Source organism: Chitinophaga sp. YR573, from assembly GCF_900110995.1.
Classification (GTDB): domain Bacteria; phylum Bacteroidota; class Bacteroidia; order Chitinophagales; family Chitinophagaceae; genus Chitinophaga.
This window is the reverse complement of sequence record NZ_FOJF01000001.1, coordinates 3785395-3809209: the sequence shown is the minus strand read 5'-3', so window position 1 is coordinate 3809209 and position 23815 is coordinate 3785395. Positions and strand designations below refer to the sequence as shown.

The 23815-nt window shown below is 43.0% G+C and carries 14 protein-coding genes; 2 read left to right on the top strand and 12 right to left on the bottom strand.

What is annotated here, in order from left to right:
* Positions 1 to 253 precede the first annotated feature (253 nt).
* Entirely contained in the window at positions 254 to 646 is a 393-nt protein-coding gene (locus tag BMW86_RS16145) for a response regulator (protein ID WP_089782759.1), read from the top strand.
* A gap of 67 nt (positions 647 to 713) precedes the next feature.
* On the opposite strand, the gene BMW86_RS16140 is transcribed toward BMW86_RS16145, so the two are convergent.
* Positions 714 to 1448, bottom strand: coding sequence for a hypothetical protein (locus tag BMW86_RS16140; protein WP_089782758.1), 735 nt, complete (start codon positions 1446 to 1448; stop codon positions 714 to 716).
* Positions 1449 to 2113: 665 nt separating this feature from the next.
* Positions 2114 to 4177, bottom strand: a complete 2064-nt coding sequence (locus tag BMW86_RS16135) for an acylase (protein WP_089782757.1) — start codon at positions 4175 to 4177, stop codon at positions 2114 to 2116.
* A gap of 263 nt (positions 4178 to 4440) precedes the next feature.
* Between BMW86_RS16135 and BMW86_RS16130 the strand changes: the two genes are divergently transcribed.
* Positions 4441 to 5976 carry a T9SS type B sorting domain-containing protein gene (locus BMW86_RS16130; protein ID WP_089782756.1) on the top strand — a complete coding sequence of 512 codons (1536 nt, stop codon included), beginning with the start codon at positions 4441 to 4443 and terminating at the stop codon, positions 5974 to 5976.
* Between the two features lie 85 nt (positions 5977 to 6061).
* On the opposite strand, the gene BMW86_RS16125 is transcribed toward BMW86_RS16130, so the two are convergent.
* The 10 genes from BMW86_RS16125 to BMW86_RS16080 form a co-directional block, all read right to left on the bottom strand.
* Positions 6062 to 7387, bottom strand: a complete 1326-nt coding sequence (locus tag BMW86_RS16125; RefSeq protein ID WP_177189281.1) for a discoidin domain-containing protein — start codon at positions 7385 to 7387, stop codon at positions 6062 to 6064.
* Between the two features lie 5 nt (positions 7388 to 7392).
* Positions 7393 to 9120 carry a LamG-like jellyroll fold domain-containing protein gene (locus BMW86_RS16120; protein WP_089782754.1) on the bottom strand — a complete coding sequence of 576 codons (1728 nt, stop codon included), beginning with the start codon at positions 9118 to 9120 and terminating at the stop codon, positions 7393 to 7395.
* Between the two features lie 8 nt (positions 9121 to 9128).
* Positions 9129 to 10694 (bottom strand): DUF5008 domain-containing protein, encoded by a 1566-nt coding sequence (locus BMW86_RS16115; RefSeq protein ID WP_089782753.1) that lies wholly within the window; start codon positions 10692 to 10694, stop codon positions 9129 to 9131.
* Positions 10695 to 10711: 17 nt separating this feature from the next.
* Complete coding sequence (locus BMW86_RS16110) at positions 10712 to 11413, bottom strand: hypothetical protein (protein WP_089782752.1); 702 nt, start codon at positions 11411 to 11413, stop codon at positions 10712 to 10714.
* 10 nt (positions 11414 to 11423) lie between these two features.
* Positions 11424 to 12953: a RagB/SusD family nutrient uptake outer membrane protein gene (locus tag BMW86_RS16105; protein WP_089782751.1), complete on the bottom strand. Its 1530-nt coding sequence runs from the start codon at positions 12951 to 12953 to the stop codon at positions 11424 to 11426.
* Positions 12954 to 12973: 20 nt separating this feature from the next.
* Complete coding sequence (locus tag BMW86_RS16100) at positions 12974 to 16102, bottom strand: SusC/RagA family TonB-linked outer membrane protein (RefSeq protein WP_089782750.1); 3129 nt, start codon at positions 16100 to 16102, stop codon at positions 12974 to 12976.
* Positions 16103 to 16252: 150 nt separating this feature from the next.
* On the bottom strand, positions 16253 to 17299 hold the full coding sequence (locus BMW86_RS16095) for a DUF5007 domain-containing protein (protein WP_089782749.1): 1047 nt from the start codon (positions 17297 to 17299) through the stop codon (positions 16253 to 16255).
* A 10-nt stretch (positions 17300 to 17309) separates the two neighbouring features.
* Positions 17310 to 18875, bottom strand: a complete 1566-nt coding sequence (locus BMW86_RS16090; protein ID WP_177189280.1) for a carbohydrate-binding protein — start codon at positions 18873 to 18875, stop codon at positions 17310 to 17312.
* Positions 18876 to 18880: 5 nt separating this feature from the next.
* Positions 18881 to 20383: a RagB/SusD family nutrient uptake outer membrane protein gene (locus BMW86_RS16085; RefSeq protein WP_089782747.1), complete on the bottom strand. Its 1503-nt coding sequence runs from the start codon at positions 20381 to 20383 to the stop codon at positions 18881 to 18883.
* The gene (locus BMW86_RS16080; RefSeq protein WP_089782746.1) at positions 20383 to 23259 is read right to left on the bottom strand and encodes a SusC/RagA family TonB-linked outer membrane protein; all 2877 of its coding nucleotides are present in this window, start codon (positions 23257 to 23259) and stop codon (positions 20383 to 20385) included. Before BMW86_RS16080 ends, BMW86_RS16085 begins: the two co-directional genes overlap by 1 nt.
* Between the last annotated feature and the right edge of the window lie 556 nt (positions 23260 to 23815).

Sequence of the window (23815 nt, the reverse complement as noted above, 5' to 3'; positions counted from 1 at the left end):
TTGCGAATTACGACAATTCTATCAGGTAACTATCCTATGCTATCGCTGTCAATGGATTTCCAGATGTTATTGATCATAAATACACTGCATCTGACTGTTTAGTTCTCTGATTTAGCTTTGGGATATGGGTGCAGGATTTGTTTTTCAATTTAACTTCACCTAATATTCACGTCAGATAAGGTGTATTTATCGATCAACAACATCTGGTGCGAGGATTATGTAATCAATAAATATTCATAATTTTGCGACACATATGGCAAACAAGGTTATACTTTTGGTAGATGACGATAGGGATGATCAGGAGCTTTTTGAAGAGGCAATGGCGATTGTTGACAGCTCTGTCGTTTGTCATTTTGCATCTGACGGAGAAGAAGGCCTGCACATACTTAAGGATAATCTTCTGGACTGCCATATTATCTTCCTGGACCTTAATATGCCAAAGATAAATGGCAAGCAATTCCTTGCCGAAATCAAACAGAATAAGGTTTTGAGTAAAATCCCCATTGTAATCTTTACTACTTCCCAGAGAGAAAAAGATCGCGAAGAAACAGCCCGTCTGGGAGCTGCCCATTTTCTTACCAAGCCTTCCAGTTTTGGTGAATTATGTAAACAACTGGAGGATATTCTTTCAATAGGATTAAGTTAACGGTACAGTTAGCTTTTAAATATGGAATTTAATAGCTCCGTATTCTACCAATACGGAGCTATCATCATTACAATATCTTCTTATCTCCTTCTACAGAGTAAATATCCATTGAACGTTTCATACTCTTTCCGTCAGCACTGATCTCTTTATTATATATGGAATAATCAAGGTCATGGTCATTGTTGTAATCACCTAGCTTTTTGCTGTTCATCTTCTCATTGGATTCAATTACATATTCCTTGATCACCTTATGTTTCTTATCCATTTTCAGTAAAATATTGCTCCAGAATTCTCCGGCAACTACTGAAAAAAGCTGCATATTTATCATGATATACTCGTCATCATAAAACTTAAAATATGCGATAGATACTGGTATAAGACTACCGGCATTCCGGATGCTGAGACTGGACATGAACAGTGAATTATTCACTGAGATAGCGGGTTTATCCTGTGTCCATCTTTTGAATCCGGGGATTCTTTTCGGTGTTCCTACTTTATTCACCACTTCCACTTCCGACATTAAATAAGCTGTACACTCAATTCCTTTAATGGTATCTTCAAAAAAGATCACTTTCTGTTCTTTCTTCAGGTAAAAAGAAGAAACGGTTACATCATGCCATACGAAATTCTTTACCGGCTCTTTAAATACTGAGGGCTTGGATTTAGGAGGCATCACCGCCTTCTCTTTCTGTTTAGTAGTAGTTGTTGTACTTTTCTTTTTAATGGACTTTTGAGCGTAAGCTGTAAGACTTAAAATAGATAAACTAAACAGGAATAGTAACTTGGTAAACTTCAAAATCATTTTAAAAAATTTAATCAGAAACAATTTTTATCATTATCAATCGATGATATTTTCAATGTGAAAAGATCACCTGTAACGGGTTTTCTAAAAAAGAAACGGTTTCTGGATAAAGAATGGCTGGTTGATGTGCACGAGTGGGATAATCTGTTGCCGGGATGGCAAAGGGAGAGGGAGACACTTTCGTATTAGGTTTCATAGTTTTCATAGGTATCAGGACTAAATATTCATAGCTGCCTCGATAATTAATACCAGATCAACCCTTTAGAAAAGAGGGTCATTTACCGGTATTGGGCTTCCAAATTTAATCACCTATTTCCATAAAACACAAAAAATCATAATAAATATTGTTAATCAATCGATTATAATTTCCATTTTAGCCGATTTTGTGGAAAATCTGTGGATAAGGGGAAGGGACTGACCTAAAAGTCCAGTGAACACTAAACCTATATCGGGATGTGACATCGGAGAGAGTTCGGGGAGTCTCTGTATCTGCGTCACACATAGACCATACGTTGAACATACATAGAACAGAATAATGTGCTCTAAGTATGTTCAACGTATGACCAAGGTGTGCTCAACGTGTGTTCAATGTATAGAGACTCCCCGATGTCTAGTCCTTAAATAGATTTACACTGGAGGTTTAGTAGTTTCAACTTGATCTATTTTTAGTCTTTTCGTTGCAAAATCTCTGTTCTTTCGGTGTGTTCCTTTAATTCTTCGGTATAAAACCAGGGGTCCCTGAGTTTCTTTTCCGAGAATAATTTCAACTGGTCTCCATTGTGAGGAGAACCTGTTTCTGAGGAATTACCATAGCTCAATAATACTCTTGCATTGATCTTCTTGCCAAATTCGACCACTCCTACCCATGAATCTCCTGCTCCTACGGTCCATTCCTTTCCTGATGCTACACCGGGAGAAGCTACACGAAATATGCCCAGGGAGCCATCAGCGCCATTGGCTGGCAGGTTGATATCATGCCATTTCAGGCGGTAAAACTGTCCCCAGGGTACATCCAGTGTACCGAAGGCGGCTTTTACTTCTGTGGCTGCATCTTTCAGTAATGCTATGGCTTTTGCAGGGTCTGCGAGGCCATAAGGGGTAGTTGTGGGGCTTTTAGTATCCCAGTGATGTACATAGTTAGCTTCATTGCCCGGCTGGAATTTAGAGGCCCATATAAAGAACAGGAGCATTCCTTTACTGTCTGTATTGGCAGACCTATCCCATTTTGCCAGTACGTTCTTTGCTTCTTTTACAATGGCAGAAGTATCAGGAGCTTTTAACAGCTCGTCGAGTATGCGATCTGCCAGTCCGGAGCGGGTGGATAGTTTATAACTTATCAGTTCATCGAAAGTGATGGAACTGTCGTGTAATAACATGTTAGCTGAACGCTGCGAACGCATAGACATGAAATCGGGCGACATATACGCCGGGTAATCCGACTGATGCAGTACCTGAGGCACGGTGCAGGTCCATGGTGGATCATTGGCGTTTTGCAGCCATCCGGTAACAGGGTCTTTTACTTTAGGGAGTTTATCGTAAGGTAATGCCGTTGTCCAGATGTCTTTGGATTCGGTACTGGGAATGATTTTGTTCCAGTAGTACCAGTCGCCATAAAGGCGGTTGGGTACCAGGCCATTGAATATGTAGAAGATGTCCCCATGTACATCTGCATACAGCACGTTCCAGAAAGGGATCTGCGCCATTTTTAAAGCGGATTCAAACTCGTTGAGATTATGGCAGTTTGCCATTTTCCACCACTGCAGCAGGGCGTTGGGATGATCTGTTCCTGCTATATGGATAGCCAGCGCTTTGTGTGCGCTTTTCCTGATGACAGGGCCGTATGCACTACCCAGTATTTCTAACTGCTGTTCTGAGAAAGAACCATCTTTGTTCTTTATCTTAAGTGTCTTTATCTTTTTGCTGAAATCTCTTCTTTGTCTGTCCAGCACGTAACCGCTGTCCTGTAAAGTAAGTTCATAAGTATCTGCGTTATCCAGGGTGTTGTTGGTATGTGTCCAGCCAAGGTCTTTGTTGAACGCGATGCCAAAACCGGGGAATCCCAGCAGGTGAGCGCCGTGAATGCTTTTATCGCCGATGTTCAGTTGAGATTCGAACCAGGTGAATTCTTTCTGCCAGGGTAAGTGTGGGTTCTGCACCAGCATCGCATGACCGGAAGCCGATCTTTTAGGCGCTATTGCGTATCCGTTGGAACCCATATCCTTCCACTGTGCCGTCCTTCCCAGATCTCCGCCACCTACGAAGCGGGTGAAGAACACGTACATGGCATGCTGGTTGATATCATCATAAGTGACGGGTAGTACTACTTTATTTGCGGGTTTTACTACTCCCGGATGAGCCTTTATGTAATCGTTCATACCGGCAACGAAAGCATCTATCATCCCTTTCAGTTCAGGGTCCTGTTGCTGTTTCCAGGCTTTAGCCATTTCAGGGAATCCCAGGGCATTGATCAGCTTATCATCCTGCAAGTGTTCTATACCCCAGTATTCAGCTCCGCGTCCCCTGGATTGCCCGTATAATTCCAGCAGCAGGTTAGCGTGTGACTGCATCTCTGCCCAGCCCTGCGCATAGAATAAGTCTTTTTCGGTACCAGCATAAATATGAGGTACTCCCCAGGTGTCCCATATAATTTTGATTGGCCCGGCTTTGGTATTATGGAGAAAGAGGAGGAAGCATACCGTGATCAGGCAATGCAACGATTTAGTTTTCATAATCTTGTTTTCTCAGTGGGTTGAAGTTGGGTTACATTAATTTATATAAATATCATGATTTTCTTCATTCATGGATTATAGTTATTGGAAAGATCCCAAAGTCGAAAATATCTTAGTCTGTCTTACTTAATCAAATATATGAGTTTAATCATCCGGAATTAAGTGAAAGTATATACAGAGATTCTAAAGAAGAAGACCAGGAACGTAAGCAGTCCTATTGAAATATATATTAATTAATATATTTGTAGCAATCCTGCCATGCCATGAAATCCATCTTTACTCTCATTTTCATTATATTATCTCTTTCCTCTTTTGCACAATATTTTAAGAATCCTTCCCTGGAAGGAGCACCTGGAGTTGGAACTATGCCTGAGGATTGGTATATAGATCGTGAAGGCGGTGTTATACCGGTTGTCGTAGGGCCATGGCCATTTTTTCCGCCACCTTTTGAGATTAAAAGGCATGCTTACAGTGGAAATACTTATGTGGTAATCAGTAGAAGGAGTGCGGCCAATATGGGAATCTTTGGACAGGAACTGGCAGTTCCACTTGATTCAGGTAAAACGTATACTTTTACTTTTCAGATAGCCGCCGATGAATATGAGTCCAAAGCAGTAGGTATAATGGGGAAGAATACAACAGACCCGAATGAACAGGGAGAAGTACTCTGGACCTCTATAACTTATTACGACACCGACTGGAGAAGAGTCAGAGCTTATATTACCCCTTCCAGAAAAACAAAAGTACTTACATTCTTTCCTTACCGGCCAGAAAGTGAAAAGACTGCCAGAATGATCTTATCAGTCGATAATTTCTCCGAGATAAGAAAAACATTCAAGTTAGATATGACCGCAGATTATCTATGCTCCCCATCAGACACCGGTTCGGCAACAGCACTTGCCTCTGGTAGCCAGGCCTTTACCTACTATTGGGAACCAGGCGGTTATACCACACCCACTATCAGTGGATTATCTGCCGGCAGATATAAAGTAACCGTTACAGACGGTAATGGAATAGAACGAAATGACTCCGTTGATGTGAAAATGGCAAATGTAACAACAGGAATATCAACATATCCGATCAGTTGTTATGGAAAGAACGATGGCTATATTCAAATTTTAGCAGATGGAGGACAATCACCATATACATTTACGCTGAATAATACCATCATACAGGACTCCAGTATTTTCTACCATCTCTCTCCGGGAGATTATACAATAAATATTAAAGATAGAAATGGTTGTGATGGCGCAGAGAAATATACCACAATAGAAAACATTGATTCCCTTATACTGGAAAGTATCGAGGTAAATCCCATATCCTGTAACAGTGCAATAGACGGGCAGATTATCTTAAACGTAACTGGCGGCACTCCGCCTTATCTCTATAGTATTCTCAATAATACACCTCAGGTAGAGAATATCTTTCAGGATCTTGATCAGGGCTCTTATAATTATAAGATCGATGACCGACATCATTGTATAATCGAGGGAAATGCGACCATTACTAAAGAATACAGGACATGTGCTGTGTATGTACCCTCGGCTTTTAGTCCGAATGGGGATGGTTTAAACGATGTGTTCCGGATACGATTACAGGAAAGAGTTACCGCTTACAGAATGGCAGTTTACGGACGATGGGGAGAGATATTATTTGAAAGTAATGACCCTTACGCCGGCTGGGATGGAAAACTAAAAGGGGTTGCTATACCAACGGGGAATTATACCTGGATGGCTACTTATACAGATATCAAAAAACAGCTGATTAAACAACAGGGTAGTCTTACACTCATTAAATAGCTTCTATTTCTTCTCTTAAGAAGGGCCAGCTAATATTAGCTGACCCTAACCGTTAAGGGTTATGTTGGAGGGAGCGGGTAAATATTTAAGGACGTTTCAGCAGACGCCATTCGGCTTGCTGCCACAGGGTACCACTTACAACAGAAGTAACCGTATAACGGTAAAACTTATAGGCATCCTGGTTGGAGAACGTGTATTTCACTGTGAGGAAACGGGAGCCGAAACTCTGGTCCAGACGTGTATCGAGTAAGGTCCAGTCTACACCATTATTAGAGCCTTCCATTTTCCAGCTTTTAGGATCACGACCGGGTGCATCATTGGCGGAAGTAATGGTGTAGGCCCCAGTGGTTTGTGGTGTTGCAAATTCCAGCTGAAACCATGCAGAAGTGAAACTGCCGAGCAGGAATTTGGTGTTTATGTTGTTGTCTATAAGTTTAGGAGAGTTTTCGTTTCCATTACCATTCTCATATTGTGTAGTATAGCGAATGTTTGTATTGGTGATGTCTGTTTCAATTAATTTAGCAGGATCGAGAAGCATTACCAGCGTACGCTTTGCAGAGTCTAATAAGTGTTTGGAAGGATCACTGAGCGTAACAGCCAACACAGGTTTATTTAGTACATATTTGGTTAATGAAGCGGTTTTAACCGTGATGTTAAACTTAGCCACATTACTGTTGGCTGGAAAATTCATGGTAGCAGGCAATGAATAATCATCCCCTTCTTTCAGTAATACAGAACCCGCCAGTGTACCATTATCAATCAATGCCTGCGCCGTATCCGGAGCTGCACTCACACTGATAATAAAGGTCCCTCCTGCTACGCCACCTAAAGAAACACTTACCGGCAGGATGACATTCGTTGTACCTAATGTGTGATCTGTACCTGAAGGTTCTCCCAGCACTTTACCTGCATCCGTAAAAGAGATATAGTGAATATCTTCCTGAAGGATGATATCCATAGTATTGATAACTACAATAGCCGTTTTACTGCCAAGTGTATTTCCTTTACCGGGATTATCCAATGTGACAGCCAGTGCCAGCTTATTGCCATAATACTTTTCAATAGCCTGCATACTTACCTGCAAAGGAATCGCAAATGTATCCAGACCAAAACGGATCTCCGCTGTTTTAGGTAACTGGTAATAAGCAGGATCAAGTAATATAGCTCCTTCAAGAGAATGATTGCCGATCAGTTCATTGATAGTATCGTTATTTACCCCGATGCCTACAGTAAAGATCTTAGGCGCGGAAGAAGACAGGACAATGTTTACGGGCACAGTTATATTATCCACAGATTTTGTAAATGTATGTGTAGCCCTGAGAGATACATTCACAACACCCAGCTGCTCATCTTTAAATTTACTATCCTTCTTACAGGAGCAAATGAGTAATACAAGAAGTAAGTAACGCATATGAATTATTTTGTGATAGTAACATAAGAAGTAACCCATACCCTGCCATCAAGATCCCACTTAGTATCAGCAGAGATCTGCAGCCAGTTCAGAATCTGACGGGCGACATCTACAGGCTGAGGGACCAGCTGCGATAGGTTCCCCGCAGAAGTGGGACACATCAGGTCACTGAAATCATCCCATTGATAAGCACCATGAATCTGGAAATCATGGTCCCACTCACTCTGGTCATTGAACAAGCCGCCAAAGCCGTCTTTACAAGGCCAGTAGCCTACCAGGTAATCTTTATAAGGATGAGAGGATGGCAGGTCAGGTACACATACATAACGGCTGATAACAGTATCCGGTAAGGCAGCCTTCCAGAACTTTACTTCTGTGATATAGGCATTCAGCCAGCGATTGTTATCAGTTACGTTACCAGGCATAAAGCCTAACGTTAACGGTGCATCGGTATCAAAGCTTCCATAAGTGGTGACATCAGCTTCTGTGTTAAAAAGACCGTCTGTGAATAACCGCAGGTAACGTCTGTTGTTCCTGTTCACAAACACAGCGGCGATATCATGCCATTTGCCATCACTGATACTTCCGGCAGTAGCCATGTTAAAACCCGCCCCCGTTTGTCCGAAGTGTAATCCCCAGCCATTTGTTTCCAGGGAGATAGCCCAGCCGGTATTATTCCACCAGTCGAGCGACATATTATTACCTATCACTGAAGGATAAGTGTAAGAGTAATCGCCATAAGACGTTTTGTTCTTTTTAATCTTTAGTTCTATCGTTGCTTCACTATTGTTCCCCAGATTGTAATCTGTCTTACCACTGTCTATGGTCGCATATACCGCTGTAGCAGCATTATTGCCATACAATCTTACAGATTTTCCGGAATAACGGTTACCCGTATAAGGACGGTCTATAAAAGCAGGTGCATAACGCGGAGAATAAAAGAACGTAAAGGTATTTACCTTCGTATTACTGAGGATAGTGCCGTCATCATCTCCGGGGTCCAGTACAAAAGGGCCACCATTACCGGATGTAACTACTACCAGCCAGTCTTCCTTAGCATAATTACTACGTTGTTTTAAGGCTGTCAGTACATTACCGATATAAGTATCTGCCTGTAAGATAGCAGCCCGGTATTCGGGTATACCGGCATCATAACCATATGCTTTCCCGGCAGCTCCTACGTCCCCAAACTGTGCAAAGATCAATCCGACAGAATCTACTTTCAGTTCCTTTACTACAGCATCTGCAACAGCCGCATCGTTGTTAGCAAAAGTCTGGTTCACATCGGCATCAGTGATCAGCGTATTACCTAAAGAATCTGCAGCACTATAAGCAGCTATTCTGAAAGAAGGCATTCTTGTTTTGATATGTTTAAAGAATACAGGATAAGCAGAGAGATGATTGTTACTGAAATCTCCTGAGATGACCCCATGTTTTTCCTTGTGTACACCTGTGAGCAGGTCTGCCCAGGCAGTAGCATTCTGATACAATGTATCACTGATGCTGTTCCAGGAATAGATGGCATGATCAGACATCATCTGTAAATTAGGCGCCTGTGCCTTACGCACAGCTTCTCCACGGGCACCATCTATCACCAGGAATAACACCTTCGGTGTTTTAGCGACTACTCCTGTTGTATCCTCATAATTATTTTTATCCAGCAGGCGGTCGAAGCCTTTATTGCAGGAAAGAAAAATAATGGCGGCTGTTATTATAAATATGCTCTTGTTCATTATTCGTTTTATTTAAATAACAAGCGGGTAATGTTGCCCATATCAATCTGGTTGAAGCGGTAAAATCCTCCCAGTAATAATGCCTGCGTTTGCCCGGAACTGTTAATCGTTTCAAAGATCTTCAGCACATTGCCGGATAAGTCGCCGGTATTATTATATCCTGCGGCAAGTGCCCCTTTGCTGTCAAGTACCATCAGGCCACTACGATGTACCTCTCCGTAGCTTTTAAAATTACCCGTGACTACTATCAACCCGTTACTGAGTTGCTGCGCGCAGTTGAAACTTTCATTCGTACCCATTTTCAAAGAGGCAAAGTGTTCATCAGGCGTTCCATCTGCTTTTATCATCGCCAGCCCGTAGCGTGAAGCACCATCAAACTGAGTGAAGTTGCCTGCCAGCATAAACTTTTGTGTAGTTTCGTTGAAGCGGATACTACTGATACTATTATCTGCTCCTGCCCCACCGAAACCGGGGTCCAGGGTACCATCTGTATTGATGCGTGCGATATAAGGGGCAGGAAGGCCATCATAACGGGTAAAACGCCCTACAATGATCAACTTCCCATCAGTCTGCATATAAGCGTCGTAAATAGGGCCGTTAGCGCCATCATAGCTTTTGTGCAGCGACAGGTTATAATGGAAGGAAGAGTCCAGCGAACCATCGGGGTTGAAACGTGCCAGCTGACGGACCACAGTACTGTCTGTAATCAGCGAATCACGTTCATGCAGGAAATCTGATTGCCCATATACATATTGCAGGTAATAGTTGAAGTTGCCAATAGCTGTAACCTTGTTTTCATGCACGAATACTTTATAAATGGCTCCATCGGTACCACCATTAAAGGCAGGCACCGTATCCTTTTTCAGGAAGGTGTTGACCGTCATAGAATCTATAGAACCATTACTGTTCAACACTGTGATGTTGTGGATTTCTGCGAGGTGGATATCATAAGAACCAAAAGCCCCGGCTACCACCAGCTTACCACTGGGTAAAGCATCCATAGCCAGCAGAGAGCCATCCGCGCCTTTGCCGGAAAGCAGGGTACGGTCTATCTCTCCGTCTTTGGAAGTCATTACAATACGATTGATAGGTTTCACTACTCCTTTGTGCTCATAATCGGAAAACTGTCCTATCATCAACAGGCGACCATCTGAAAAGCGATGTATATCATATATCGCGTTGTTGGTACCTATCACTACTTTAAAGTTATTATCGATTTCCAGGTTACCTTTTACTTTGAATACAGGGCCGAAGAAGATCTGGTCACCAATGGTAACAGAGGTTACACCTGTGCTGGCAGCATCCGGTACTTTCACCTGTATGCCATTACTGTCTACAGACAGGATCTCTCCCGGCTGACCGTTGAAGTTAAAATGAATAGAGTCCTTATGCTGTAACAGACCAGTCCCTTTAAACAGAATAGTTGTTCCCGGTGCAGCTTCTGAAGGCGAGGGTAAGTCTGTACTCATGATCACTCCCAAAGGTTTCTTACCTCCTGCATAAGGATCATCATATACTTTATTGTCTTTTTTACAGGCAGTGAATACAAGTAAAAGGAAAAGTAATTTTTTCATCTGATTAGTTTAAAATTTCAACCACCGCTTTGCATCACGGCTTTCATATCTGCAGCAAACCTGTTCTGATCAAACCCGAAGAACAGGTGATTAACATCCAGCGTATGTACTACGCCGTTATCCGTAAGGATATTACTGGATGCCACATGTACCATGTACCAGTTATCACGTGGACGAGCAGGATCAGGAATATAGGCAAGTGTTAACTGACGATAGCCCACATACTTCACCCCATTATCATCATTGTAGATAACCCCTATATTCATAGGTGTGCCATTCCACGACAGATAGCCCTGTCCCGGATAAATAGCTATCAGACCATAATCTATCTGCGGATAATCCTTCAGTTGATTAGCACCATGGAACATGTACATCTCCAGGTAATTCTGCCATATGGCAGAAGGTACATCAGACAAAACTTTCACGGTATCATATCCCTGAGAATACAGGTTATAATTCAGGTCTTTTATCAACCTCAGAATACTTATATCCGTAGGTGCGAAAAAAGTAAGTGTATCACTCTTAAATACTTCTTCCATTCCTGCCAGGCGAACTACGGCTGCTACGCTATCGAAATAAAAAGGCGTAGCATCAAGATAATCCAGAGTACTGCCTTTGAAATGCGGATCATGAGCGCCGGAATCTTTGTAGTAATTATCCTTTTTACAGGATGCTACCAGGAGCAGTATACCTATCAGTACACATCTAATCTGCTGCATAAAAAATATTTTATCTTAACCAATAATTGTTCAGCTGCATGTAAGGGTTGTTATCCAAAGCAGCAGGGTTGATGGGCCATGTCCAGCCGCCATTGTCAAACTGCGCCTGTGTAAGCGGGTAGTAACACCATTGCTGGTTCATTACCCTGCCGGTACGTATGAGATCGAAGTAATAATGTCCTTCCATCATCAGCTCTTTAGCACGTTCTGTGAAAATGGCTTCTTTCAGGGCTGTACCTCCAGGGCCCTGGTAAAGGGTGGTTTTAGCACGATCGCGGATAATGTTCATCATCCTTATGGCTTCATCATCCTGCCCTATTTCTGCCAACGCTTCTGCACGTAATAAGATAGCTCCTGCATATCTGAGGACGATGAGGTTATTATCTACGTTCACATCAGCATTCCCCTGTTCGTATAAGCTGTTATATTTCAGAAAGAGGAAAGTGCCGTCGTTGGCGAACATCTGTGAATCGAACCACATTTCTGTACGGGCGTCGGGTACTCCGGAAGGATATAACCTGCGCAGGTATTCTGCTCTGAAATAAGTAAAGCTGTACTGATGGCCGTTGGCAGGACGCTTATAAGGATAATGCACTACCAGTTCGGACAAGTCGTTCCACTTCTGCGACAATGTTTCATTATAGTTAGAACTGATAACAATATCGAACAGACTTTCCATAGAGCGGCCTTTGAAAATGGTGAACGACTGATCTATAGGCAGTAATTGATATGCCCCGCTTTTAATCAGGTCATCTCCTAATTTGGCTGTTGATTCGTAGAGATGCTGTGCATTGCCTTTATCAAAACCCGCATTCCACATGTTCATTTCCATGAGCAGGGCGATAGCTGCTCCTTTGCTGGCACGGGCACCCCTAAAGGCAGGATCAGTGAATGTCCAGGGTAGTGCGTCTAATGCTGCCGACAGATCTGCTATGCAATTGTTTATCACGGTTACCATCTTTTCTCTTGGTAAGGGAGATTCGTGATATGCATCGGTGTAATAAGGAACATCTCCCCATAAGCGTACCATCATGAAATAAGACATGGCTCTCATGAATGATGCTTCTGCCTGGTATTTTTTCATTGCATCTGCGGAGAGATCCGGAATACTGCGGCGGCCAATCTCATATTGCAGGATATTACAGGCCTGGATAACACGGTAGAATGGTTTCCAGTCTGCCAGGTTGGCCAAAGCAAAGATGTTCCAGAAATCTTTCCCCGCAGGGGTGTATATAAGAGGGAGTAAATCGTTCTTTGCTGCATAGTCTACAAAGGAGCGGTCGTTACCGTCGTTCTTTTGCGGGGAAGAAGGCAGCATACCGGCCCTTACCTCTCCTGCCACAGCGAACATCGGACAGGAGCCGACAACATCCCTGAATAGTCCGTATATATCCCACATGTTGTCTTCCACATCTTTCGCGCTTTTGAAAAAAGCGTTACCGGAGAGTTTATCCAGGGGTTGTACGTTCAGGAATTTCCTGCACCCTGATTGGCTGATCAGTGCTAAGAGTGCGGTGATATAAATGATCCTGCGAAACATAATCGGATACTTTTAATGAATTAAAATTCGATGTTCACTCCAAAATTATACGTGCGTGGAATCGGGTAACCACTCGATTGATCACGTCCCAATGCTGATACATTCTCCGGGTTAGGACCACTGTAAGGGGAGAACGTAATCAGGTTATTACAGGACATATACAATCGCACAGAATTCACTCCATACCTGTTCGTCATTTTCCTGTTGAGCAGATAAGCCAGCGTCACTGTATTAATCTTGAAATAAGAACCATCTTCCTGTATCAGCGTCTGGTCATAGCGGTATGGCCTGATATCGTTATACCTGGTGTAATCAAAAGGATTGGGATATTTAGCTACACTGCCCGGACCTTTCCAGTAATCCACATCACTGAAATCTACTACTGCTTTTGTACTGTAAGGATCACCCAAGTACTGCATACGTTCGGCAAATGCATTATTCAGGATATCCCTGATCAGTGTAAAAGAAGCGCTGAAGTTCACAGAGAAATTCTTCCAGTTTACATAAGACTGTAACCCTCCTGTAATCAATGGCTGTGAATTCCCTGCTGCTATGTAATCATTCCCATCCAGGATATAATTATGATCTACATCCTTAAAGATGGGATCACCGGCTTTGAAGTATACACCATTACTGGTACGGAAACGCTGACCGGTAGCAGGATCCACAGGAACATCTGCATCAGTGGCATAGACCCCTTCTGTTTTTAACAGATAGTTGGTAAGACTGTTACGCCCTACCCTGTACAGAATATTCTGAGAGGTCTGCGAATCGTATTGCACCAGCTGCCTCGCACCATTGGGTAAACTGGTTAATACATCTTTGTTGATAGCCGCATTCAGGGAAAGCGTCCATTGTACAGCGCTGGTCTTTGGCAACGGACGGAAGGTAAGCGTCAGCTCATATCCATAGTTGATAAGAGAGGTTTCGTTTGTAGTGATGTTATTGAAGCCTGTCATGTTGGATACGTTCTTGGTACGCAACAGGTTCTTCACTGTTTTATAGTAAGCATCGAAGATCACTTCCACTCTGCTGTCGAACAATCCTGCTTCAAAGCCAACGTCATATTGTGTAGTGGTAGTAGGCTTCAGGTAAGTATTGGGAAGCTGATTGAAATTGATGCCCAGTCTGGGGTTAGCATTATACGTACCACGGGGATCATAAGTACCATAGATAGAGAAGATATCACCTGTAGGTACAATATTCTGCCCCCAGCTACCACGTAACGATCCATAGGATAACCACTTACTCTCGCTAAAGAAATTCTCTTTATTAAAGTTCCAGCGGACACCAAAAGCAGGGTTCTTCGAATAGGGATCTTCAAAGCCGCTGCTGGAAGTACCATCCATACGATAACTCGCGTCCAGTACGTATTTCTGTTTGTAATTGTAGGAGAAAGTACCGGCGAAAGAGGCAATATGCTGACGGGTATAATTATCTAATAATCCACCACCCAGAGAAGCATATCCGTCATATCCCAGAGGTCCCTGGTACTGGTTATTAGGTGTCTTCTCCTGTTGAATCACCTGCGCCTGGAATCCCTGGTTATAGAACTCGTTGAAAGCAGAGATAAAGAAGTTATGTTTATTATTGATGGAATAGAAATAGGATAACGTGTTACGGTTATATAACGTGTACTTACGATCGTTATAGGCATATACCTGTGAGAAGTCGTTATGGGCTTCCGCCGGAGTAAACCTGTCCTCTGTATTAGAAGCATATTCATAACTGACACTGGAACCCATGTTAAAACCTTTGAACAGCTGATAACTCACGTCGAGGCTTGTACGCAGATTAGCCGTTTTGTTATCATTCTTTGTTTCCAGAGAAGATAATACACCGGCAGTACTCTGATAAAAAGAAGGACCCGGTAATAAAGAAGATGCTGATGAATTGGTAGATACGCCACTTTGTATCAGCCCGTTTCCATCCCCCTTATTCCTTTTACCTACCTGCGTAGATAAAGTCGTCATCACCCTCAGTTTAGGATTGGGTTGATATTGCATATTGGTGTTGATGGAATAACGGTCGAAGCCTGTATTACGGATTACTCCATTCTCTTTGTAGTAACCAAGATCTACTTTGTAGTTGAACTTAGGATCACCGCCACTGATATTAACATTGTGCGACTGGTTAAAAGTAGCGCGATAGAATACACCCTGCCAGTTCGTAGAATTATTATAATAAGGATTCAGACTATCTGCCAGGAAAGGTGTGGTAGAGATCTTGTTGATATCATCCATGTTCCCACTACTGTAAATCTGGGCAATACGTAATCTCCTTTCTGCCACACCACCAATGGTGTTACGCAGCTTAGGCGGTGTATTCACAAAGAAGTTACCTGTATAACGCACCAGGGGGATTGGAGAACTACCCCTGCGGGTAGTGATCAGCATCACACCATAAGCGCCACGGGAACCATATAAGGCCGTAGCCTGGGAATCTTTCAGAGCTTCAATGCTTTCTATATCTTCAGGTGGAATCAGCGACAGCGGACTAACACCCGGCCCGGCCGACTGATACCCATATTCAAAGTTCGCATCTGCTTCTATAGGTACACCATCGATTACATACAAAGGAGAAGTAGGTGACAGGAAAGCATTGTTCCCGTTACCGGATACACTTACGTTTGATAGTCCGCGGATCTGCACGCTACCTCTTGCTCCCGGCGCACCGGTATTATTCTGAATATTGAGACCTGCTACACGTCCCTGTAACAATTGCTCCACATTAGACACAGGAATATCCTGTAACTCTTTACCGCTGATGATTACAGCAGAGCCGGTCGTTATTTCTCTTGTTTTCTTCTGATAACCGATGACTACTGTTTCATTCAGTTTATTCTCTGTTACTACCAGGCGAATAACCAGATCACGTTTATCTTTCAGTCTCATTCTATAGTCTGAGAAGCCGATATAACGGAACAATAAAGGAGCATCAGGTAATACAGATACAGAGAACATACCACTGGCATTGGTAACGCCTACCGCTCTTGGCGGACTACCAGCCATAATGCTCACACCAACCAGCGGTTCATTAGTCTGGGCATCTCTTACGGTCCCCTTTACCAGTACCTTATCCTGTGCGACAGCACCAAAAGCATAAAGCAAAAAGAAAAGTAAGCAGATTAATTTTTTATCGAATTGCATATAAGCAAGTATTAAATATTTTAATTTAACAGGGGACTCCTAACGAAGTCTATTGTATAGTAGATCATGTTTTGCTACAAACACGGGACTCCTAACGGAGCCTATTATGTTTGTTATGAACACAGAATCTAACGGAGCCTCACTGGTTCATTACTCATCCCTGAACCGGGGGTTATTCCTGAAATAAAAGATGATCTCCCAGTCTCCTTTCTTATAAATACTAAAGGTGAGATCCATCGTACCCGTCTCGCGGAAATTACCATAGCCTATGCGGGTGAAAGAGAATTTCACATATGCCTGGGAACCATCTCCGTTTGGGCTGGTATACCTTGTTCTGTATTTCATCAGAGGAATAGGATAAGCCACCTGATAGGATACTTCTGTACTGGTCATGACTTTATTAAACCCATGCAGTAAAGAATCCCAGGGGGTGAGGTTGAACTTTGCAGGATCTATAGGCAGGGAATCTTTATCCATAAATTTGAATGTAAGCGAACTGCCATCTCCTTTCTTATGGAACAATACTCTTACACTATCCGATTTAAGATCCAGGTTATTATCATCATTGGTGATATTATTAATACCGGGATGATTGTATTGTAAGATGAAAGAAGAAGAGTCTGCGGGATTAGGATATTGAGCCTTTTGTTTACCTGTTATCGGATCATATTCAGAAGGAATATAAGGCAGTTCCCGCAGCGGCATTAAAGACATGTCTTTGTAGACATTCGTACCACCGGAGTTAGTCGCTTCCACATCAAATAAATAACCCGAATCCGGCTGTTGGCGGAAGAAAGAACTATCTGCTTCAGCCCACAGGACAAAGTCCCCGGATTCCGGCCTTATTTCCCAGGCAGGATGTGTTTCAATTACCCGTTTGGCTGCTATCTCTTCCAAAGACTTTTCCAGACCGGTATAAGTGGTTTTCCATACCAGTACCTGCAATGGTTTATCCAGGTCTGTAGAAGGCTGTCCATTACTTTTATACCGCACATTAAACATCCGGAATTTAATAGGAGTGCTGGAGTTATCGGTATTAAAGACCTGGGAAAAGAGGGTAGTCCTGCCCAGCGTAGGTGCAAATATTTTCTGATTAAACACAGCACGTTTACTCAGGAAGTCCAGGTCATCCGGCGCCCATTTCCGGCAGGCGGCGATACCGATGATGAATAATAAGATGGCTATTTTTAGTTTCATTGGTCTCTTTTTAATTCAGTGGTTTGAAGGTGACAGACTTCACATCGTATCCACCGGTATCTTCAAAAAAGCGCATTACGTGAATACCTTTGGTGAGATATACCGTAGCAGTTACATACTGGCGTCTATGATAGTCCGAGGTGTTAGGTACATTTACAATCCCTGATACATTCTGCCCATCAAACTCTATATGGAATTTCCTATCATTATTAGGTGATCCCATTAATGTAGCCGCGGTATAAAACCCTGTTTCTTTTACATCTACTGTATAGTTCATCCATTCACCATCGTTTGTCCAACCCACCTGGTAACCGCCACCTTCATTACGGGAGTAGTCTATATCAACCCCTTCGGATGGCCGCCATCTGCCACCGGCATTATTGGCATCATTATCATGATAACCGACTCCTTCCCCACCCGTATCATAATCTTCCAGTGTAATTACTCCGGGAATAGGCATTGGCCGGTTAACAGGTACAAATTTGAGGAAGCGGAGATCAAAGTTTGCGAAATCATAGTACACCTTTAACAGGTGTTTACCTGCTGTTAGCTGTACGGTAGCCGTAACATCTTTATAAGTGGCATAACCGCCTGTAGCAGGCAATATCAACATACTGCCGATGACCACATTGTTATCCAGTTCTATATGCAAACGACCATTATCACCGCCACTGCCATAACGGAGCATCATCCCATAGTTGCCGGTTTCTGTTACATTCACAGTGTATAACATCCATTCACCGGTTTCTGTCCAGCCCACTTTAAAGCCTCCCTCATCAGCAGTAGTGACGTCTACCTCTTCAGCAGGGCGGTATTGACCACCATAGTTGCCACCTGAAAAATCCAGGTAAGCAACCCTGTTACCACCACGGTTGTACTGTTCCAGTCCTATGCTACCCGGAATAAAAAACGCATCTGCATTCCAGGGAGAAGAAGTGGTAGGATTCATTCGTGGAATGAATTCATCAAAGCCAAACATGTGATCTTTCTCCAGGATATTTACCAGTCCGTTGTTAGTGCTGATATCAATCGCTACCGTACTGGCATTGCTCCAACGGTTGGTATAGATCACTTCTTTGGTATCGCTGTATGTGATTACACCCGGACCACCTTTTACATTTCCTTCCGCATCCGTGCGATTAAGTTTACCATGCATCGTATATCCATATCGTATAGCAGGCAGGTTGATACCATCCTGTAACTGCATACTGTCGGATAATACTTTACCACGAACGATATACCGGCACACCAGGGAATCCAGTTGCTCATAAGGCACAGTACCAATATTCATTAAGGCACGACCTTGTATAGTACGCAGTGTATTCATATTATCGATAGCCTGTTTGAAACTTGCATCTGAAGGTGCAAACACGGTATAAGCACCGGACCTGATACTATCAGTCAACTGTACCCGGTCTATTGCCAGCAGAAAGGAATCATACTGCTGTTGCGTTTTCAGGAAATCGTAGGTATTACCATCATACTTTTTCAGCTGATTCTGGTAATCATAATATCCTCTATCCTTTTTACATCCTGCGTATAACAGGACGACTGCCAGCAGCGCTAGTCTTATCATTTTTATCATTGCCAGTAAGGATTTTGTTTGATCAATGGATTTTGTGTGATGATCTCATCTGCTACAGGCCAGTAGATACCCCCGCTTGCGATCAGCTGCAAAAAGGCAGGATCATTTTGTTTGATCTTATTATAACGAATGAGGTCGAACCAGCGCCAGCCTTCTCCCATCAGCTCTTTACGCCGTTCTCTGAAGATGGCATCTATCAGGTCTCCTTCACGGCCCTGGTCGTATCGTTTTATTCTGCGTAAGTCCCTGATGGTATTGAGGAGATCAATTGCTCTCTGTTGCTGCCCTATCACAGCCAGTGCTTCTGCCTGTAACAGTGTAATATTTTCCAGACGGGTGATGATGATGGTGCTGGAGAAGATCCTGAAAGTAGGGTCGGCAGTATTACCATCCTGAATCACTTTTACTTTATTGAAGATGGGTACCTGACTGTTGAAGTTCGCGAAATATCTTGTTGATGTAGGCGCGCCCGTTAGTGTATCTAAACTAAACCGTTCATCCAGTGGCTGATCAAATACGGAAAGAATAGTATCCTTAATCACATAGATATCCGGCAGGGCTTTATCTATCACGGGCTTTGCCAGGGTCATTTCTTCCAGGTGACCGGAAAAGGTAGCATCTACATGGCCCCAGTCGAAGTTGAATCCCAGTATATGATTATCCTGTTTCCATTTAAAGAAACCGTTGGAACGGGTAAGGTCTTCCGTACTGAGATAATAACTACCTGCTTTGGAGTAGTTGTCCAGCACAAACTGACCATATACAGAAGCATCCACGTATTTGCCTTCCCAGGCAGCTACATGCGCCAGTATAGCATAAGCGGTGAGCTTGCGCGCCAGTACCCCGGACCAGCGTGTACTTGTTTCATTATAGTAGCTACCGGATTGCTGAGGATCGTCGGTGCTGTATCTATAAGGCAGGTCAGCGGCAGACTGCAACATTTCTTTCTCTACAAAAGCCATGACTGTCTGCTGATTTTCCCGTGGTTTATTTTGAAATTCACCATCATGAGAAGTAGTGATTAATGGCACATCTCCCCATACAGATACCATGAAAAAATAAGCGTAAGCACGCATGAAACGCATCTGTGCGATGTCTACCCGCATATTCTGTTCAGAATATTTAGGGTCACGCGCTTTTACATCACTAACATGTTCAAGAAACATGTTAGCTGCATTGATAACGGCATAAAACCGGCGCCAGTTCGACAAGGATTGCAACAGCGGATAAGCAGCACGCAGATCACCACGAATGATAGCTTTCATATCCTGCCGTTGCAGGGCGGAGAAATCCCCATCCCGCAGCTCTCCATACATCCACCAGGCATTGTTATCTGCCATAGCAGCACGCATCAGACCATACACACCTATCAGCGCTGTGCGGGTATCTTCATGGGAGTTCCAGAAGTTAGCCTCTGATACTGCATGAGAGGAGTTGATATCCAGCAGTTTTTTACAGCTGGTAAAGAAGAGTAATGTAAATATCAGTAGGTGCTTCATTATAAATCCATTTTTAACCCGATGGTATATGTTTTAGGGATCGGTAATCCGTAGCCTGTATCAAAACCGTTGTAGTCTGTCAGTTCAGGATCACCACCGGTATACGGCGTGATGGTAAAGAGATTACTGGCTGTTGCGTATACAATGAACTTAGTCAGTGCGTATTTACGTTTCCACCATTTAGCCCGTGATAAATCATATTGCAGGGAGAGGTTACGCAGTTTCAGGAAAGAGCCGTTTTCCAGGAAGAGATCCTGATCGGTACGATAAGCATCTACTGTACTCCAGGGATTATATACAGGGTATTTATCGTAATTACCGGCTTTACTCCAGAAGGTAATTTCTTTCACGGCGCTCATATCTATCTTTCCTTCCCGGTTAATAAAATCAAAGTGGTTAGCCATTTCCGCATTCATGATTTTGCGGCCCAGTGCGTAGTAAAAAGAAACACCTAATGTGAAACCACGCCAGTAGATATCGTTGGAGAATCCACCGGATACAACGGGCATTACATGTCCTTTCAGGGTCTTATCCTTATCATCGATGATATTATCATTATTCAGGTCTTTCCACCTGGGATCTCCTGCCAGTATGGGAATACCTTTATAATTCAGTTGTTTTCCGGTAGTATGATTTACGGGGATATCGGAATCCCTGTTATAGATACCTTCGTTTTGCAATACCCAGTATTGATCTATAGAATGACCTACCTGTAAGAGTTTGTCCCCTACTACCAGTTGTTGTAATCCACCGGGTAATGCCAGTAAAGTGTTGCGGTTGTAATTTAGATTGATCCCGGGCACCCATTGCAATTTGCTGTTACGTGGTAACACAGATGCCTGTACAGACAAATCAATTCCCTGGTTACGTACTTTCATCCCGTTTTTAAACTGAGAGGTATAACCGTATTCTGCGGAGAAGGGTACACCTAAGATCATGTTGTTATCGATCTTATTGTACACATCCAATGACGCGTTTATACGGTTACTCAGAAAAGAAGCATCTGCACCAATATCCAGCTGGTCTGTATAAGGCCAGGTGATACCATAGCCAATATATCCGGATGAGTAGGCACGACTGATACCCGGAAACCCGTTGTAGGAAAAGCGTACGGGGTTATTACTGAATGAAAGGTCGGATGTGTATTGTGGCCCTTCCCCGAAGCGATCGTCAGGTAGCAGTCTGCCTACTCTTCCCCAGCTGGCATGCAGTCGCAGGTTATTGATATTGTTGTAATCCTTTAGCCAGGTGTTTTTAAGGTTGAGGCCCGCGGTAAAGGTGGGTGAATACATCCACCAGTTATCAGGTTGCGCGCTGGAAGAACCATCTGCACGCATTAATACGGAGAAGTCCAGCTTATCATTGTAGTTATAGGCCATGCGTCCGTAGAAGGATAACAGGCGATGCCGCTGTTTATCCATGAATGAAAAGATGAGCGCATGATTAAATGATTTAGGCGAGAGGTAATTACTTTGTGTGTTATCTGAATACAAAAGGTTGATGCGGATCAGGTCATTTGGACCTTTGTATGCGTAGGCATAGTTATAGCGGTTATAATCCGACTGGAACACTTCTCCGCCTTCTATTGTAAGACCTTTATGATGATAGGTGAGTGTATTGTTGAAGTATACGCGTTGATTATACCCGAAGTAATTAGACAAATAATTCACTGTTTCCAGTAGCGTGCTGGGGTAGAACACATCGCGTACACCTTCATTATAATCGAATCCGAAGTTCGAGTTAAAGTGAAAGTCGTCTGCTATCGTTACATTCAGCTTGAAATATCCGCTTACTTCATTGGTTTTATTATCATCAAATGATTTCGTGTATTCGTGCAGATATTGCCCGTACAATTGTTTGTTAGGTGCTAACGGATTGCTGAGATCCGGCAGGTATTGCATTTCAGCAAAGCGGTCGCGCAGCCAGGTATTACGTTTACGCTCCAGGCGGGAGGCGCTGATCATAGCAGAGACGGTGAAATTATGCAAGGGCACCATGTTGATTTCAAACATCGCATTGTAGCGGTCCATACGGGTATTGTCCGCTGAATTGGAAGAGCGTTGATTACCCGCAGCAAACATAAAGTTAGCGCGGTCTGTGCCGCTCGACAGGCTTGCATTTACACCATAGACAGGTTTATTTTTATAGTAGAGGTCTGTCCAGTTGGAAGGACCATAATAAGCAGAGTTGGTAGAGTCCCTCAGGTACAGCGGATAGGTCTGCTGTTGTTCTGTAGTAGCATATTTATCGTAGAATTTCTGACGAAAATCATTCTCAAACTTCGCGTTGGTAGTAAAGATACCGGGGCGTTGCACGATACCGAAGTAAGTGTTGAAACTGATCTTACGCCGGCCTGTTACCGGTGCTTTGGTAGTGATCAGTATCACGCCTCCATTTGCTGCACGTGGGCCATAGATGGCCGCCCGGCCAAAGTCTTTCACGACTTCTACAGTAGCAATATTATTCAGATCAATGGCTGATAAAAGATTGGTAGCAGGCCCCAGGTGGTTGTAATCAAATGACTGTATATCGAATGTAAACGGATGGTCCATGATGAGAGGAATACCATCCAGGATAACAGTAGGCTGAGCCTCATAAATATCTTTGCTGCTGAGGAAGGGAATAGCAGTACCGCGCAGGAAGATGCTGCCAACGCTACCTGGTTCCCCGCTGGGTTCCTGGATATATACGCCGGCAGCATTTCCTTTCAATAGTTGTTGCAGGGAGGCATAGGGATAAATATCTTCCCGTTGCAACGGTATAGAATCAGCTTTGAGCTGAACAGCGGCCGACCGGCTGGTATCCTGCCCCAATACAGGTATAGCAAGGCATAGCACTGTCAGGCACGGGATTATGATCCGTACAAATGAACGCATAGTGAAATATTTTAAACAGGGATTACATCAGTAATCGATTACATCAAAATCATAAAAAAGAGAATAGAAAGAACGCTGCCGTGCTTTGTAAAGGGAGAAAACAGCACTAACCTGACCCGTGGCTACAATAACGTGGACAATACGGAATGGCGTCTTATAAAACGATTTAGCGTAAACTTTTCATCAAGGTGTATATGTATGTTTAGGTTAAAAAATAAATTGTGTTGAAGTTACCGGTTAATTGTTCGTCTTAGATTTCAGCTACAGCAATTTTGATTGATATACTCTTTTTCCATTTGAGGGCTTATAACGGGAACACTTTTCGATTCAAATATAGTGACCCATGGCATAACTTTTTTGCCATTTTTCTTTTACAAAAGACATTCCCAAACTGATACTTTTTTCCGGATGAGCTGGTTTATAATTCATCTAATAAATTAATTATCAATCAATTAATCAAATCAAATACTATTAAAAACTAATACAATAATGATAATCTAAAGGAAAGAAGAAGATATAATGAATCAAGTCTGTTTTTATATTAGCGGTAAATTAA

Excerpts from the sequence above, each read along its gene's own strand:
- BMW86_RS16090 (WP_177189280.1), bottom strand. The coding sequence starts at position 18,875 with ATGATAAGACTAGCGCTGCTGGCAGTCGTCCTGTTATACGCAGGATGT.
- BMW86_RS16080 (WP_089782746.1), bottom strand. The coding sequence starts at position 23,259 with ATGCGTTCATTTGTACGGATCATAATCCCGTGCCTGACAGTGCTATGC.
- BMW86_RS16130 (WP_089782756.1), top strand. The coding sequence starts at position 4,441 with ATGAAATCCATCTTTACTCTCATTTTCATTATATTATCTCTTTCCTCT.
- BMW86_RS16125 (WP_177189281.1), bottom strand. The coding sequence starts at position 7,387 with ATGCGTTACTTACTTCTTGTATTACTCATTTGCTCCTGTAAGAAGGAT.
- BMW86_RS16115 (WP_089782753.1), bottom strand. The coding sequence starts at position 10,694 with ATGAAAAAATTACTTTTCCTTTTACTTGTATTCACTGCCTGTAAAAAA.
- BMW86_RS16145 (WP_089782759.1), top strand. The coding sequence starts at position 254 with ATGGCAAACAAGGTTATACTTTTGGTAGATGACGATAGGGATGATCAG.
- BMW86_RS16120 (WP_089782754.1), bottom strand. The coding sequence starts at position 9,120 with ATGAACAAGAGCATATTTATAATAACAGCCGCCATTATTTTTCTTTCC.
- BMW86_RS16085 (WP_089782747.1), bottom strand. The coding sequence starts at position 20,383 with ATGAAGCACCTACTGATATTTACATTACTCTTCTTTACCAGCTGTAAA.
- BMW86_RS16095 (WP_089782749.1), bottom strand. The coding sequence starts at position 17,299 with ATGAAACTAAAAATAGCCATCTTATTATTCATCATCGGTATCGCCGCC.
- BMW86_RS16110 (WP_089782752.1), bottom strand. The coding sequence starts at position 11,413 with ATGCAGCAGATTAGATGTGTACTGATAGGTATACTGCTCCTGGTAGCA.
- BMW86_RS16100 (WP_089782750.1), bottom strand. The coding sequence starts at position 16,102 with ATGCAATTCGATAAAAAATTAATCTGCTTACTTTTCTTTTTGCTTTAT.
- BMW86_RS16140 (WP_089782758.1), bottom strand. The coding sequence starts at position 1,448 with ATGATTTTGAAGTTTACCAAGTTACTATTCCTGTTTAGTTTATCTATT.
- BMW86_RS16135 (WP_089782757.1), bottom strand. The coding sequence starts at position 4,177 with ATGAAAACTAAATCGTTGCATTGCCTGATCACGGTATGCTTCCTCCTC.
- BMW86_RS16105 (WP_089782751.1), bottom strand. The coding sequence starts at position 12,953 with ATGTTTCGCAGGATCATTTATATCACCGCACTCTTAGCACTGATCAGC.